The sequence below is a fragment of the Streptomyces sp. NBC_00986 genome (assembly GCF_045162565.1).
Taxonomy (GTDB): Bacteria; Actinomycetota; Actinomycetes; order Streptomycetales; family Streptomycetaceae; genus Streptomyces.
In genome coordinates, this window is sequence record NZ_CP108733.1 from 3,906,693 (window position 1) to 3,922,671 (window position 15,979).

10 protein-coding genes are annotated in these 15,979 nt (G+C 70.6%); 3 read left to right on the forward strand and 7 right to left on the reverse strand.

The genetic code is table 11. The features are described from left to right. Positions 1-248: 248 nt before the first annotated feature. The 4 genes from OG504_RS16705 to OG504_RS16720 form a co-directional block, all read right to left on the reverse strand. Complete coding sequence (locus OG504_RS16705) at positions 249-2,699, reverse strand: [protein-PII] uridylyltransferase (protein WP_405990554.1); 2,451 nt, start codon at positions 2,697-2,699, stop codon at positions 249-251. Positions 2,700-2,723: 24 nt separating this feature from the next. Further along, a complete protein-coding gene (locus OG504_RS16710) occupies positions 2,724-3,062 on the reverse strand; it encodes a P-II family nitrogen regulator (RefSeq protein ID WP_003997576.1) in 339 nt (112 codons plus the stop codon). Further along, positions 3,059-4,390 carry an ammonium transporter gene (locus tag OG504_RS16715; RefSeq protein ID WP_405990555.1) on the reverse strand — a complete coding sequence of 444 codons (1,332 nt, stop codon included), beginning with the start codon at positions 4,388-4,390 and terminating at the stop codon, positions 3,059-3,061. Before OG504_RS16715 ends, OG504_RS16710 begins: the two co-directional genes overlap by 4 nt. A 538-nt stretch (positions 4,391-4,928) precedes the next feature. Further along, the gene (locus tag OG504_RS16720; protein WP_405990556.1) at positions 4,929-6,413 is read right to left on the reverse strand and encodes a hypothetical protein; all 1,485 of its coding nucleotides are present in this window, start codon (positions 6,411-6,413) and stop codon (positions 4,929-4,931) included. A 446-nt stretch (positions 6,414-6,859) separates the two neighbouring features. Between OG504_RS16720 and OG504_RS16725 the strand changes: the two genes are divergently transcribed. Next, the gene (locus tag OG504_RS16725; protein WP_405990557.1) at positions 6,860-7,525 is read left to right on the forward strand and encodes a bifunctional DNA primase/polymerase; all 666 of its coding nucleotides are present in this window, start codon (positions 6,860-6,862) and stop codon (positions 7,523-7,525) included. A gap of 148 nt (positions 7,526-7,673) precedes the next feature. Here the strand turns inward: OG504_RS16725 and ftsY are convergent, their stop codons facing one another. Beyond that, positions 7,674-8,876: a signal recognition particle-docking protein FtsY gene (ftsY, locus tag OG504_RS16730; RefSeq protein ID WP_405990558.1), complete on the reverse strand. Its 1,203-nt coding sequence runs from the start codon at positions 8,874-8,876 to the stop codon at positions 7,674-7,676. Between the two features lie 189 nt (positions 8,877-9,065). On the opposite strand from ftsY, the gene OG504_RS16735 reads away from it, so the two are divergent. Together OG504_RS16735 and OG504_RS16740 are read left to right on the forward strand one after the other, a co-directional pair. Beyond that, positions 9,066-10,037 carry an LLM class flavin-dependent oxidoreductase gene (locus OG504_RS16735; RefSeq protein ID WP_327401040.1) on the forward strand — a complete coding sequence of 324 codons (972 nt, stop codon included), beginning with the start codon at positions 9,066-9,068 and terminating at the stop codon, positions 10,035-10,037. Between the two features lie 70 nt (positions 10,038-10,107). Next, the gene (locus OG504_RS16740) at positions 10,108-10,467 is read left to right on the forward strand and encodes a hypothetical protein (protein ID WP_405990559.1); all 360 of its coding nucleotides are present in this window, start codon (positions 10,108-10,110) and stop codon (positions 10,465-10,467) included. Positions 10,468-10,565: 98 nt separating this feature from the next. Here the strand turns inward: OG504_RS16740 and OG504_RS16745 are convergent, their stop codons facing one another. Both OG504_RS16745 and smc read right to left on the reverse strand, forming a co-directional pair. Beyond that, the gene (locus tag OG504_RS16745; RefSeq protein ID WP_405990560.1) at positions 10,566-11,987 is read right to left on the reverse strand and encodes a sugar porter family MFS transporter; all 1,422 of its coding nucleotides are present in this window, start codon (positions 11,985-11,987) and stop codon (positions 10,566-10,568) included. A 243-nt stretch (positions 11,988-12,230) separates the two neighbouring features. Further along, positions 12,231-15,836 (reverse strand): chromosome segregation protein SMC, encoded by a 3,606-nt coding sequence (smc, locus tag OG504_RS16750; RefSeq protein ID WP_405990561.1) that lies wholly within the window; start codon positions 15,834-15,836, stop codon positions 12,231-12,233. Between the last annotated feature and the right edge of the window lie 143 nt (positions 15,837-15,979).

A 15,979-nucleotide genomic window follows, 5' to 3' on the forward strand; every position in this document is an offset into this window, starting at 1 on the left:
GGCAGTGTGGGTGTCTTCCAGGGTATCCGGCCGCGCAAGACAATCGTCCCCGCCTGCTGTATTCAGCGAGCGGGGACGGAACCCGCGCGCCGGTGGGGAACAACTCCGCGATGCTCACGCAGCACGCGTCCACCGCCGGATCGCCCCTGCGGCAGCGGAGAGCCCGCCCTACCGACGGAGAACAACTCCAGGGTGATCACGCAGCACGCGCCCACCGCCGAATCAGCCCCGCGAGAGCGATCGGCAGGTCACTCCCTCAGTCTCTCCTCCAGCTTGCGCGCCACGGCCAGCGCCTCGTCCCCCGCCAGGGGCGCGCCGGGTGCCTGTGTCACGTAGAACGCGTCCACGGCGTTGGAGCCCAGCGTGCTGACGTGCATGCTCCGTACCCGCACCCCCGCGTCGTCCAACGCCCGCCCGATGCGGTGCAGCAGCCCCGGCGCGTCATGCGCACGCACCTCGATCACCGTCGCGTGCCGGGACGCGGCCGGGGCGACCGTCACGCGGGCCGGCGGGGCCACGACACCCCGGCGGCGCGGATACGCGGCGTCGCGCTCGGCGAGGCGGCCGGCGATGTCCAGCGAACCGTCCAGGGCGCGTACGAGATCGGCGCGCAGCCGGGCGGCCTGGGGCAGGGAGCCGTACTCGGCGGCGACCCGCCAGTTGAGCAGGAGCACCGAGCCCTCCACGCCGTCCGGCAGGTCGAGCGCGCGCAGTTCCGCCGTACGGACCGTCAGGCGGTGCATCGCCAGGACGCCGGCCACCGCGGGGAGTACGCCCGGCTGGTCGGGGACGGCGATCAGGAGTTCCACGCCGAGCGGTTCGGGGTCGCCCGCGGGCTCGTCCTCGGTCGGGGGTTCGGTCTGGGCGCGCAGGGCGAGGACCGGACCGCCGGTCGCCACGGCCTCGATCGCGAGGCGTTCCTGTTCGGCGGTGGCCGCGCCCGCCTCGGGCTCCTCGGGGGCGTCCCCGGAGAGGACCGCGGCGACCCGCTTCACCAGGTCGGTGACGAGACCGGCCCGCCAGGACGACCAGGCGGCCGGTCCGGTGGCCAGCGCGTCCGCCTCCGTCAGGGCGTGCAGCAACTCCAGCGTGCTCGTCGTGCCGACCGCCTCGGCGACCGAGCGGACCGTCGCCGGGTCCTCCAGGTCGCGCCGGGTCGCGGTCTCGATGAGCAGCAGGTGATGCCGTACGAGAGTCGCGAGTACGGCGACCTCCGCGCGGTCGAAGCCGATGCGGGCGGCCACGTCCTTGGCGATGATCTCGCCGGCCACGGAGTGGTCACCGGGCCAGCCCTTGCCGATGTCGTGCAGCAGCGCGGCGACCAGGAGGAGGTCGGGGCGGCTGACGCGGCGGGCGAACTCCGAGGCGCGGACGGCGGTTTCGATGAGGTGCCGGTCGACGGTCCAGATGTGCACGGCGTTGCGCTGCGGCCGGCAGCGCACCCGCTCCCAGTCCGGCAGCAGGCGCGTGATCAGGCCCTCGGCCTCCAGCGCCTCCCACACATCGATGGTGGGCTGCCCGGAACCGAGCAGCGTCACCAGCTGCTCGCGCGCCTCGGCGGGCCAGGGCGTGGGCAACGGGCGCACGGTGGCCGCGAGGCGCCGTACGGCGTGCAGCGAGAGCGGAAGCCCGGCCTGCGCGGCAGCAGCGGCGGCGCGCAGCGGAAGAACGGGGTCACGCTCGGGGCGCGCGGCACGGGCGAGCACCACCTCGCCGTCCTGTTCTACGACCCCTTCGGCGAGCGGGGAGCGCTCGGCGGCGGGTTTCGCGCCCCCGCCGAGCATCGCGCGCAGCCTCGGCCGCACGGCACGGGACCGCAGCACGCGCCCCACTTCACGCCAGGTGACATCACTGGCGTACGACACGACGCGTGCCGCTTCGTAGACCTGCCGCAGCAGGGTGTCCGCGTCGAGGAGGCCCAGTTCGGCGGCGACCTGGTCCTGCTCCTGGAGTGCGAGCCGGTCGGTCGCGCGGCCGGTGGTGAGGTGCAGGGCGTCGCGCACGTCGAGGAGCCGGCGGCGGGCGTCGGCGAGTCCTTCGCGCGGGGCGTCGGCGAGCCAGGAAGCGGCTACGGCGCGCAACGCGGTGGCGTCGCGCAGGCCGCCGCGGGCCTCCTTGAGGTCGGGTTCGAGGAGGTACTGCAACTCGCCCTGGCGCTCGGCGCGTTCGGCGCAGAGTTCCTGGAGTTCGGGGAGGCGCTTGGGCGCCTGGTTGCGCCAGTCGGCGAGGACGGCCGTCCGCAGTCCGGCGGTCAGGCCGAGGTCACCGGCGATGTGGCGGGCGTCGAGGAGGCCGAGCTGGACCTTGAGGTCCTCGCCGGCCGTCTTGCGGGCCTCCGCCGGGGTACGGACGGAGTGGTCGAGGGCGAGGCCGAGGTCCCAGACCGGGTACCAGATGCGGTCGGCCAGCGCGGCGACCGCCCCGGAGTCGCTGCCGTCGTGCAGGAGGAGCAGGTCGAGGTCGCTGCGCGGGGAGAGTTCGCCGCGGCCGTAGCCGCCGACCGCGACCAGGGAGACGCCCTTGAGGGCTTCGGAGCCGGCGGTGAAGAGGCCGGTCAGCCAGTCGTCGGTCAGTTCGGCAAGGGCGGCACGGCGCGGCGGCCCGGACCGCACCCCCTCAGTGAGGAGGCGCAGCCGGGCCGCCGCGTAGCCGCTGGGTCCGGAGTCCTCTGCATCCTTGCGCACGTCCGTACTCGTCACCCAGCGACTCCTGTTCGTTTCTTTTTAGAGCGCGTCCGGTCCGCGCTCGCCGGTCCTGACCCGGACGGCCGTCTCGACCGGGAGGGACCAGACCTTGCCGTCACCGATCTTGCCGGTGCGGGCGGCCTTCACGATGACGTCGATCAGCTGCTCGGCGTCGTCGTCCTCGGCCAGCACCTCGATGCGGATCTTGGGGACCAGGTCGACCGTGTACTCGGCGCCCCGGTAGACCTCGGTGTGTCCCCGCTGACGACCGTAGCCGCTCGCCTCGGTGACCGTCAGACCGTGGACCCCGAAGGCCTGCAGGGCTTCCTTGATCTCGTCGAGCCGGTGGGGCTTCACGACGGCGGTGATGAGCTTCATGCGTCCACCTTCTTCGTCTCCGGGGCGGCCAGGGCGGAGCTGCCGATGCCACCGCCGGCGCCGCTGAAGTCGTATGCGGTCTCGGCGTGCTCGGCCTGGTCGATGCCGGCGACCTCTTCGTCCTCGGTGACCCGCATACCGATGGTCTTGTCGATGAGGAAGGCGAGGACCGCGGAGACGACCAGGGAGTAGCCGAGGACCGCGCCGACACCTGCGAACTGCTTCCACAGCTGGGTGAAGGTGTGGTCGCCGTAGAAGACGCCGGTCGCGGCGGACTGGCCCTTGCCGGTGGCGAAGAAGCCGATGAGCAGGGAGCCGAGGATACCGCCGACCATGTGGACGCCGACGACGTCGAGGGAGTCGTCGATGTTGAACTTGTACTTCAGGCCGACGGCCGCGGCGCAGCCGACACCGGCGATGGCGCCGACGGCGATCGCGCCCAGCGGGGAGACAGCGCCACCGGACGGGGTGATCGCGACCAGACCGGCGACGGCACCCGAGGCCGCGCCGAGCGTGGTGAACGCGCCGTGCCGGATCTTCTCGTAGGCGAGCCAGGCGAGCATGGCGGCGGCGGTGGCGACCTGGGTGTTGACGAACATCAGCGCGCCGACGCCGTCGTCGTTGCCGAGCCACGAACCGGCGTTGAAGCCGAACCAGCCGAACCACAGGAGACCGCAGCCGAGCATGACCAGCGGAAGGCTGTGCGGACGCATGGGGTCACGCTTGAAGCCGACGCGCTTGCCGATGACCAGGATGACGCCGAGGGCGCCGGCACCGGCGTTGATGTGGACCGCGGTACCACCGGCGAAGTCGATCACACCGAGCTTGTAGGCCCAGCCGTCGGCGCCCCACACCCAGTGGGCGACCGGGACGTAGACGACCGTGAGCCACAGGGCGACGAAGAGCGCCCAGGCCGAGAACTTGACGCGGTCGGCGATGGCACCGCTTATCAGGGCGGGCGTGATGACGGCGAACATCATCTGGAAGACCATGAACACGAAGATCGGGATGGTGTAGCCGTCCCAGAGCTCCGTCAGTCCGACGTTGCTCATCCCCAGCCAGTCGGAGTTGTAGCCGATGAAGCCGTTACTCGAACCGAAGGCGAGGGAGAAGCCGTAGAGCACCCACAGGATGGTGACGATCCCGATGCTGATGAAGCTCATCATCAGCATGTTCAGGGTGCTCTTGACGCGGACCATGCCTCCGTAGAAGAAGGCCAGTCCCGGTGTCATGAGCAGCACCAGGGCAGAACAGATCAGCATGAAGCCTGTGTTCGCGGAGGACAGTTTGGGTGCCTCAGCGGCAAGCGTGATGGCGGCTGATGCCATCGGCGTCTCCTCGTCGGTTGTACGGCCCCGTGCGGGCGAAGCCTGGATGCGGTCCGGTCAAGGCGGGGGGTCCGGTTATGCGCCATGAGATTGGCGCAGCGCGGTTTCCGTCGAAGCCCCTCGATGTTTCACCGGGGTGACGAAGGCGCCGTACGTGTTACGCGTCGATGAACCGCCGGATCTCCGGCGGCGCGATCGTTATCGTGGCGCAACCTTTTCCGGCGGCTGGAAACCGGCCGCGCCCGGCCTTCCGCCGACCTGGCGCGGGACGCCGGGGCCCGGGGCCCAGACCCCTCCGGCGCTCTCCCGCGGGTCGGTCGGGAGCCTCCCGGCGAGGCCGACGATTCCGGCCGCACCACCGCCCCCGCGGACCATGGCGTGGCCGGTCTTTCGAATACGAGTGGCGACGCGCTCGGGCCGCTCGGACCGCTCTGCGGCCGGAGACAGGACCGGCCGCGGTCGGCCTTCCGATGACCTGGCATGGGGGAGCCGAGTCGGGCGGTTCGGGAGGGCCGGCCGCGGCCGGGGCTAGGGGTGGTCAGACCGCTTCGGCGGTCTCCGGCAGCTCGATCGCGAGCCGGTCGGTGAGGTCGACGACTTCGGCCAGTTCACCGAAGTCGCGGACCGCCGTGTCGACGGTCTTTCGAATACGAGTATTGACGCGCTCGGAGCGCACCTTCTTGGCGACGGTCATCGCCTCCGTCGCCAGCACCGCGCTCTGCTCGGGCTCCCGCTGCAGCAGGTGCACGGTGGCCATGCCGATGAGATTGAGTGCGTACGACCGCTGGTGCACCTCGTCCTTGGCGAAGAGGTCCACCGCCCGCTGCATGACGGGCTCGGCCAGCGAGGCGTAGGCGGGGCTGCGGCCGGCGACGTAGGCGAGGTCGCGATAGGAGTGCGAGTTCTCGCCGTACAGCTCGGCCTCGGAGAAGAAACGGATCCAGTCCGGGTCCGGGTCGTCCCAGTCGTGTACGTCCCCGAAGGTGTCCTCGGCCATCCGGACGGCCCGCTTGCACTTGCCGGGCTGCCCCATGTTGGCGTAGGCGCGGGCCTCCATCGCATACAGCATCGACTGGGTCCGCGGACTCGCGCAGTCCCGGCTGCCGTACTGCGCGAGGTGGATCAGCTCCAGCGCGTCGTCGGGCCTTCCGAGGTGGATCATCTGCCGGCTCATGCTGGACAGGACGTACGACCCGAGCGGCTTGTCGCCCGCCTCCTTGGCGGCGTGCAGCGCGAGGACGAAGTACTTCTGGGCGGTGGGCTGGAGCCCCACGTCGTACGACATCCACCCGGCCAGCTCGGCGAGTTCGGCGGCGACCTTGAACAACTTCCGCGTGGTGGCCTCGGGTTGGGGCTCCTGCAGCAGGTCGGTCACCTCGTGCAGCTGCCCTACGACCGCCTTGCGGCGCAGGCCGCCGCCGCACTGGGCGTCCCACTTGCGGAACATCGCCGTGGTGGACTCCAGCAGCTCCAACTCGGGCCGGGAGAGCCGCCCTTGATGCCGGGAGGCACTCGCGGGCTCGGGCTCCGGCTGGTGGGCCGAAGGGCCGGGGACGAGCCAGCGCTGCATGGGCTCGATGAGGGACGGTCCCGCGGACAGGGCCAGCGAGGCTCCGAGGAAGCCGCGGCGGGCCAGCATGAGGTCGCTGCGGGAGAACTCGCTGAGCAGGGCCACCGTCTGCGGGGCCGTCCACGGCAGGTCGACGCCGGACACGGAGGGTGCCTGGCGGGCCGCGCGCAGGCCCAGGTCCTCGACCGAGACGACACAGCCGAAGCGCTCGGAGAACAGCTCCGAGAGGATCCTCGGGATCGGCTCGCGCGGGTTCTCGCCGTCCAGCCAGCGGCGTACGCGCGAGGTGTCCGTGGAGATGTGGTTGGCCCCCAACTGCCGCGCCCGGCGGTTCACTTGACGCGCCAGCTCACCCTTGGACCAGCCGCTGCGCACGAACCACGAGCCGAGCAGCTCATTGGGGCGCTTCTCCGTACTGGCCGCGGTTGTCCCGCTTCCGCCGTTGCCGCCCACTGGAACGCCCCCATCCCTGGAACCACTTGTCGCCGCTGTGCGCCAAGCCCTATCAGAATGCCGGTAAATACGGCTTCCCGTCCCGCACTTGTCACCCTTCGAACGAGATGACGAGTTGCCTCCGGCATACCCACGAGCGCATGTGCCCCGAGGACTTGTGCACTCAAAGTAATCCTACGATCACCCGTCCAGCCACGGCGATCCCGGAAACGCCACCATTCGCCACCCCTTCGAATGAACCTACGGTTGCCCGCGCACGATTCACTTGACATAGGACGGCCGAAGGTGGGCGCAGCGGTGCACGCAGGGGCGCGCACTGTCGAGCACACCACCCGAGGCACTCCCGGACGCTGCCTGGACCACGCGGCGCGGGGCAGGCGTGAGCACAGAGTGACGACACGCATCCGTCTCGTAACCACCGGTGCGTTGGACCCGTTGGAGGGGGCATGGGCTTCACGATCGGCAGCAGCCGGACCATCCGCGACATCCGGTCCGGCACGCGCCGCCGCGGCCGCGCGTCGGAGTGCACAGCGGTGGCCGAGTTCACCGGCCTCTGGGGCTGGGACGTGGTCGCCGGCGCACGGGCCGCGGGCGGCGCGTGCTCCTGCGGCGACACCAAGTGCCGTACGCCGGGCGCACATCCACTGACCTTCGCTCCGGAAGTGCGGGCCGGCGCGACCCTCGACGAAGTCACCGACGCCTGGGCCGAGTTGCCGGGCGCCGCGATCATGCTGCCGGTGGGCCGCGCGTTCGACGTGATCGAGGTGGCCGAGCCCGCCGGCCGCCGCGCACTGGCCCGCCTGGAGCGCATGGGCCTCCCGCTCGGCCCGGTCGCGGCGACCCCCGACCACCGCGCCCACTTCTTCGTCGCCCCCGGCGCCGCCGCCGAACTCCCCTCCCTCCTCTACCGCATGGGCTGGGACGACCCCACCTCCCTGGACCTCCGAGGCCTGGGCCCCGGCACCCACATCACCGCCCCACCCTCCGACCGGGGCGGCCTCGGCCCGGTCCGCTGGCTCCGCTCCCCCGCCCTCGACTCGGCGACAAAGCCCCCGGCGGCCCGCTTGCTCCTGGGCACCCTGGCGTACGTGGCACACAGGTCGCGCGCGTAGGTCGTAGACGACGAAGTGCCCTTCTCCAAGCTGGAGAAGGGCACTTTTTCGAAGGGGGGCGGCTACAGCGCGCCCCAAAGGGGCGCGGGGAACTGCGCGACCAGCCCCCACCGACCGGCAGTCAAAGAACCGCCCAACCCGCGGAGCGTCAGTCCCCGATAAGGGCGTCAACAAACGCCTCCGCGTCGAACGGCGCCAGATCGTCCGCACCTTCACCAAGCCCGATCAGCTTGACCGGTACGCCCAGTTCACGCTGAACGGCGATCACGATGCCCCCCTTGGCCGTGCCGTCCAGCTTGGTCAGGACAATGCCGGTGATGTCGACGACCTCGGCAAAGACACGCGCCTGCACCAGCCCGTTCTGCCCGGTCGTGGCATCGAGCACGAGCAGGATCTCGTCGAGCGGCGCATGCTTCTCGACAACCCGCTTGACCTTCCCGAGCTCGTCCATGAGCCCGGTCTTCGTGTGCAACCGCCCGGCCGTGTCGATGAGGACGACATCGACCCCCATCTCCTTGCCCTCCTTCACCGCGTCGAACGCGACGGAGGCGGGATCACCGGCCTCGGGCCCACGCACGGTGTGGGCACCGACGCGCTCACCCCAGGTCTGCAACTGATCCGCGGCGGCGGCCCGGAACGTGTCGGCCGCACCGAGCACGACCGTCCGCCCGTCGGCCACGAGGACGCGGGCGAGCTTGCCGGTGGTGGTGGTCTTGCCGGTGCCGTTGACCCCGACGACCATCACGATGCCGGGCTTGCGGTCCTCGGGCTCGGTCCTGACCGTGCGGTCGACATCGGTGCCGACCAGCTTGAGCAGCTCCTCCCGCAGCAGCGTGCGCAGCTCCTGCGGGGTGCGGGTGCCGAGCACCTTCACGCGGGCGCGCAGCCCGTCGACGAGTTCCTGGGTGGGGGCCACGCCGACGTCGGCGGTGAGGAGGATGTCCTCGATCTCCTCCCAGGTGTCCTCGTCGAGGTGCTCGCGCGCGAGGAGCGTGAGCAGCCCCTTGCCGAACGCGTTCTGCGAGCGGGAGAGCCGCGAGCGCAGCCGGACGAGCCGCCCGGCGGTCGGCTCGGGAACATCCAGCTCCGGGACATCCAGTACGGGGGGTTCCTCGACGGCGACCGGGGCCGAACCGTCCGGGAGATCCACCTCCTCTATCGTCCGGCGCGCTTCGTCGCGCGGGGTCTCGGCCTCGTCGCCGACGTGCGGCTCGGCCGGCGGGGCGGTGATGTCGGGCACGGAGGTGGGCGGCGGGGGCAGCGGCTTCTTGCGCCGGCTGCCGACGACGAGCCCGCCGAGCGCACCGAGCACGACCACGGCGATGACTACAGCAAGGATGACGGTTTCCATAACCCACCCAGTATCAGCCATGGGTCTCACCGGGGCCCAGCGCGGGCGCGGCCGGGGCGTCGGGCGCCCCCGACCCCGTACGCGCGACGATGCCCGGATGGTCACGGTCATGACCATGGCGATCTGATGAACCGTCAGCTACCGTCCCCCACCACGCACGACCCCGCCACACTCGAAGGGGGACCTCCCATGCCCGTCTCGGTCGTACGCTTCAACCTCGTCGAACCCGGCGCCACCCCCGCCTCGCTGAGCGCCCGCTACCGGGCCGCCCTGGAGATGGCCGCGTACGCCGACGAGCACGGGATCACCACCGTGCAGACGGAGGAGCACCACGGTGTGGCCAACAACTGGCTGCCGTCGCCCTTCGCCTTCGCGGGCGCGGTGTTCGGCGCGACCCGGCACATCGCGGTGACCGTCTCGGCGGTGATCGGCCCGCTGCACGACCCGTTGCGCCTGGCCGAGGACATCGCCGTGCTCGACCTGCTGAGCGGCGGCCGGCTGGTGACCGTGGCCGGGATCGGCTACCGGCCCGAGGAGTACGCCCAGTTCGACGTGGACTGGAAACGCCGGGGCAAGCTCCAGGACGAGCTGCTGGAGACGGTCCTGAAGGCGTGGTCCGGCGAGGAGTTCGAGTACCGGGGCCGTACCGTACGGGTCACCCCGCGCCCCTTCTCCGACCCGCACCCCCTGCTGCTGGTCGGCGGTTCCTCGAAGGCGGCCGCCCGCCGGGCCGCGCGCCTTGGCCTGCCGTTCTTCCCCAGCGCGCATCTGCCGGACCTGGAGGCGTACTACAAGGACCGGCTCGTGGAGTACGGCACCGAGGGCTGGACCATGATGCCGGGGGCGGAGACCCCGCTGCTGCACATCGCCGAGGACCCGGACCGGGCCTGGGCCGAGTACGGGGCGCACTTCCTGCACGAGGCGCGGACGTACGCCTCCTGGCAGTCCGGGGACATCCGCTCGGCGGTGAAGTCGGGGGCCACGACCGTGGCGGAGCTGCGCGCGGAGGGCGTCTACCGCATCCTCACGCCGGACGAATGTGTGGCGCTGGGGCTCGACAACCTCGTACTGCATCCGCTGTCGGGCGGGATGCCGGTGGACGAGGGGTGGCGCAGTCTGCGGCTGTTCGCGGAGCGGGTGCTGCCGCGGCTCGGGGAGTGACCCCGATCCGGAGAGTGACCTTTACCCGCAACCGGTGGACCGGCCGGTCGACCGGTGGTCCACTGCGGTCATGACCTTGGCTGTGGATGTGTTCCTGCGTGACGCGGACGGCCAGTGGAACGTGCTCGACGTTCCGGAGGGGTGCAACGACTCGGCCGGCTTCGAGAACTGGCGCGAGACCGTGTGGGGTTCGGCGCCCGTGCGCTCGCTGGGCTGCGTGTACCTTCCCGTGCTGGCCTCCAGCGACCTGTACGTCGAGGCCTCGGACGTACCGGAGTTCCTGCGCGAGCTCGCGCTGCTGCGGGAGCATCTGGAGGCTGTCGCCGCGGCGGTCGGCGAGCGTACCGACCTGGTCGAGAGCCGCCTGGACAACATCGAGGCCGCCGCCCGGCGGGCCCGGGACATCGGCGGCGGCGTTCTCATCTGGTGACCGATGGGTGGTTTCGGGGAGACGGGCGGCGGGGGATTGAGCCCGTCTCCCCGAGTTCATGGGACCCCAGGTCACAGGGGCCCGGTTCTTGGGGCCGGTCAGCCCATGTCCTCCAGCCTCTTGCCCTTCGTCTCCTTCACGAACTTCAGGACGAACGGGATGGAGAGCGCGGCGAAGACCGTGTAGATCACGTAGGTCGCGGAGAGGTTCCAGTCGGCCAGCGACGGGAAGCTCGCGGTGATGGCCCAGTTGGCGATCCACTGCGCGGACGCGGCGACACCGAGGGCGGCGGCGCGGATCCGGTTCGGGAACATCTCGCCGAGGAAGACCCAGACCACGACACCCCAGGACAGGGCGAAGAACAGGACGAAGACGTGGGCCGCGATCAGCGCGGTCCAGCCCTGCGCGGAGGGCAGCTTGCCGTCGACCAGGTGGTACGAGAAGGCCCAGGCCTCCAGCGCGAGACCGACGACCATGCCGACCGAACCGATCAGGGCCAGCGGCTTACGGCCGATGCGGTCCACGAAGATCATGGCGATCACGGTGCCGATGATGTTCACGATCGACGTCGTGAAGGAGTAGAAGAACGACTGCGTCGGGTCGACGCCGACGGACTGCCACAGCGTCGAGGAGTAGTAGAACGCGACGTTGATGCCGACGAGCTGCTGGAAGGCCGAGAGGCCGATGCCGACCCAGACGATCGGCTTGAAGAAGAAGCCGCCACCGCCGAGCAGGTCCTTGAAGGTCGACTTGTGCTCGCTCTTCATCGCGTGCTCGATCTCGGCGACCCTCGCGTCCAGGTCGACGTCGTCGCCCTCGACCTCACGCAGCACCTCGTGCGCGCGGGTCAGCTTGCCCGCGGAGATCAGGAAGCGCGGGGACTCGGGGATCGCGAAGGAGAGCAGGCCGTAGAGGACGGCCGGGATCACCATGACGCCGAGCATGACCTGCCAGGCCTCCAGGCCCATGAGCTTGCCGCGCTGGTCGCCGTCGGCGGCGTTCAGCAGGCCCCAGTTGACCAGCTGCGAGATCGCGATGCCGATGACGATCGCGGCCTGCTGGAAGGAGCCGAGCCGGCCGCGGTAGGCCGGCGGGGAGACCTCGGCGATGTAGGCCGGGCCGATGACGGAGGCCATACCGATGGCGAAACCGCCGATGACCCGCCAGAAGGCGAGGTCCCAGAGCGCGAAGGGCAGCGCCGAACCGACGGCACTGATGGTGAACAGCACCGCGGAGATCTGCATACAGCGGATACGGCCGATGCGGTCGGCAATCCGGCCGGCGGTCGCCGCGCCGATGGCACAGCCGATCAGGGCGATGGCGATGACCTGCGCCAGGACCGTCGAGCCCACGTCGTAGCGGTCACGGATCGCCTCGACGGCACCGTTGATCACGGAACTGTCGTAGCCGAAGAGGAAGCCGCCCATCGCGGCCGCCGCCGCGATGAAGATGACGTGCGCGAGATGTTCGGGATGAGCCGGCCCGGCTCCTGACTGAGGTGCCTGCGCAGTGCTGGTCACGTGTAACTCCTGAGGCCACCGGCGTCGCTGCCGGGGTGGGGGGCGACCCTTCCAGTGGCGCACAGCTTCCCGCTGCCCACCACCTGAAGGTAAAAGCAACGTTGCAGAGACTATGCCTTCAAGTTTCGAAGTCAATAGGGGGTCTGCTGTGAAATCCAACCCCACAGGTGACGGCGATACGTTCAAGACTTGAACGCACAGTGAAGGTCTGACGGAGGCGCAGGCCGTACGGAGGCGGCAGGCCTAACGGAGGCGCTGCGAAATGACCTTCGACACCCCGTCGCCCTGCATGGAGACGCCGTACAACGCGTCGGCGACCTCCATCGTCCGCTTCTGGTGGGTGATCACGATCAGCTGCGAGGCCTCCTGCAGCTCCTGCATGATCCGGATCAGCCGCTGCAGGTTGGTGTCGTCGAGCGCCGCCTCGACCTCGTCCATCACATAGAACGGGCTGGGCCGTGCCTTGAAGATCGACACCAGCAGCGCCACGGCGGTCAGGGACCGCTCCCCGCCGGAGAGCAGCGAGAGCCGCTTGACCTTCTTGCCGGGCGGGCGGGCCTCCACATCCACACCCGTGGTCAGCATGTTGTCGGGATCGGTCAGGATCAACCTGCCCTCGCCACCCGGAAACAGTCGGCTGAAGACGCCCTCGAACTGCAGGGCCGTGTCCCGGTAGGCCTCGGTGAAGACCTGCTCGACGCGCTCGTCGACCTCCTTCACCACTTGAAGCAGGTCGGCGCGGGTCTTCTTCAGGTCCTCCAACTGCTCGCTGAGGAACTTGTGCCGCTCCTCCAGCGCCGCGAACTCCTCCAGCGCGAGCGGGTTCACCTTTCCCAGCTGCTGGTACGCCCGTTCGGCTGACTTGAGCCGCTTCTCCTGCTCCGCGCGGTGGAAGGTCCGGGGCTGGTTGCGCGGGTCCTCCGGGTCCTCCGGGAGCACCTCGCCCTCGGCGGCGAGCGAGGGCGGCACGAGCTGATGCGGCCCGTACTCGTCGACGAGCCCCGCCGGCTCCACCCCCAGCTCCTCCAGCGCCTTGGTCTCCAGCTGCTCGATCCGCATCCGCTTCTCGGCCCCGAGCACTTCCCCTCGGTGCACGGAGTCGGTGAGCTTGTCGAGCTCGCCCTTGAGGTCACGCCCCTGGTTCCGGGCAGCGGCCAGCTCCTGCTCGCGGCGCGCCTTGGCGGCATCGGCGGCGGTGCGCTCCTCGTCGGCACGGGCGAGGGACACCTCGACGTGCGCGAGCAACTGCCGCGCCCCGAAGGCGACAGCCTCCGCTACGGCCGCCTCATGCCGCAGCCGCGCCAACCGCTGCTCGGCCCGCGCCCGCGCCTCACGTTCCGCCCGGGCCCCCCGGTCCAGCGAATCGGCCCGCCCGGCAAGCCCCTTGACCCGCTCCTCATGCGTACGGACCTGAAGCCGCGCCTCCATCTCGGTCTGCCGAGCATTGGCCCCGTCGGCGGCGAGCCGATCCCGCACGGAGGTGTCGGGCTCCTCCTCGACCGGCATCTCCTCGGCAACAGCCAGCCGTTCAGCAAGGACTTCAGCCTCTTCTACGGCCTTGTCGAGTGCGTCCTGCGCTCGGGCCGCCGCCGCGGTCGACCGCTCGGCTTCTCCGGCGGCGCCGCGCGCCTGCCCGGCCAGTCGGCCCAACTGCTGTGCCACGGTCGACTTCTCGCGCTCTGCGGCTCGGCGTCGTTCCCCCAACTCCTCGACCAGCGCGGCGACTTCCTTGCGGCGCTCGGCTGCGGTCCGCTGCGCGTCGGCCGACTCCTCGCAGCGGACGGCCAGTTCTTCGAGTTCGGCTGCGGCTTCGTCTACGGAGGCCTGGACTTCGAGGAGGCTGGGGGCGCCGGCTGAGCCGCCGTGGGCGAAGTGAGCGCCGAGTAGGTCGCCTTCGGCGGTGACCGCGGTCAACTCGGGGTGGGTGTATACGAGTTGCTCGGCGTCTTCGAGGGTTTCGACTACCACGTAGTTGTGAAGGAGGCGGCGAACTGCTGGCATGAGTTCGGAGGGGGCGCGGACGAAATCGGCGGCGAAGGGTTGCCTGTTGTCTGCGGGCTCGTCGTGGCTGGTCGCGCCGTTCCCCGCGCCCCTTTGGGGCGCCTCAGTCACCGGGGTCGAAGGCTCAGGGGCTCCTGCCAGCAGCAGCGCCGCCCTGCCCCCGTCTTGTTTGCGCAGCAAGCGGATTGCGTCCGCTGCCGATGCCGGTGTCGTCACCGCGATCGCGTCCGCCGCCGCGCCGAAGGCCGCCGCCAGGGCTACCTCGTGGCCCGGGGTCACCGTCAGCAACTCCGCCGCTGGACCCAGAACACCGGTGAGCCTGTCCCGTGCGCCGAGCAGTATCCCGGTGCCGTCCTTGCGGCGGAGGCCCAGTGCCAGTGCCTCGTGACGGGCCTGGGTGGCGGCCCGCTTGCGTTCCACCGCCGTGGCCGCTTCCCGGGCTGCCGTCAACGCGGCCTCCGCCTCGGACAGTTGGCGCTTGGCGGCCTCGTGGCGCTCGGAGAGTTCCGCGTCACCTGCGTCCAGGCCGTCCACCTCGGACTGGAGCGCCTCGTACTCCTCCTGTGCGGTGACCGCTCGTTCCTGGGCCTCGTCGCGGGCGGAGGCGAGGCGGTCGATCTCGGCCTGGGCGGAGGCCGCGCGTGAACGGGCCGCGTTGACCTGGCCGTTGAGGCGGGCGAGGCCCTCGCGGCGGTCGGCGATGGAACGGGCCACGTCCTTCAGGCGGCGTTCCTCGGCCGTCAACTCCCGTTCGAGTTCGGAGCGGTGGGCGACCGTGTCCTCCAAGGCGTGCTCGGCCGCCTCAAGGGCTGCTTCGAGTTCCGCCTCCTGCTCGCGGATGCGGGCGGCCTCGCGCTCCATGTCCTCTGGGTCGCGGCTCCGCCGTTCCTCCGGCGGGGCCGACGTCGCGCTCTTCACCCGGGCGTCGGCCAGCGAGATCGTGCCGCGTACCCGCTCCGCCAGCTGGGACAGCTCGTACCAGGTCTGCTGGGCGCGCTGGAGGCGCGGCGTGAGCTGGCGTACCTCGTCCTCCAGGAGGCCCTCGCGCTGGAGGGCCTTGCGCAGCTCCAGTTCGGCGGCCTCCTTGCGTCCCTTCAGTGCGGCCTCGTCGGCGATCTCGGTGTTCAGCGCCTGGCGCAGTCGTACGAGATCGTCGGCGAGCAGGCGGAGGCGGGCGTCACGGAGGTCGGCCTGGATGACGGCCGCGCGGCGGGCCACCGCGGCCTGGCGGCCCAGAGGCTTGAGCTGGCGGCGGAGTTCGTCCGTCAGGTCCTGCACGCGCGCGAGGTTGGCCTGCATCGCGTCCAGTTTGCGAAGGGCCTTCTCCTTGCGCTTGCGGTGCTTGAGGACTCCGGCCGCCTCCTCGATGAAGGCGCGGCGGCCCATGGGGTCGGCGTGGAGCACGGAGTCGAGCTGGCCCTGGCCGACGATGACGTGCATCTCGCGGCCGATGCCGGAGTCGGAGAGGAGTTCCTGGATGTCGAGGAGGCGACACGTGTCGCCGTTGATCTGGTACTCGCTGCCGCCGTTGCGGAACATGATCCGCGTGATGGTGACCTCGGCGTACTCGATGGGCAGCGCCCCGTCGGAGTTGTCGATGGTGAGGGACACCTCGGCGCGGCCCAGTGGGGGGCGGCCGGTGGTGCCGGCGAAGATGACGTCCTCCATCTTGCCGCCGCGCAGCGACTTGGCGCCCTGTTCGCCCATGACCCAGCTGAGCGCGTCCACGACATTGGACTTGCCCGAGCCGTTCGGTCCGACGACACACGTGATCCCCGGCTCGAACCGGAGCGTGGTCGCCGAGGCGAACGACTTGAACCCCCGCAGGGTCAGGGCCTTGAGGTGCACGCCGCTGGACTCTACCTTCCGCCGCTCGCTCTCTCCATGAACGTCCGGTTCCCCGCGGTTTCGCCCTTGAACGTGCAGGGCACACCAAACGTTAAAGAGGGTGGAGGCTTGCGGGGGGAAAGAAAGAAGGGACGCCGAAGCGT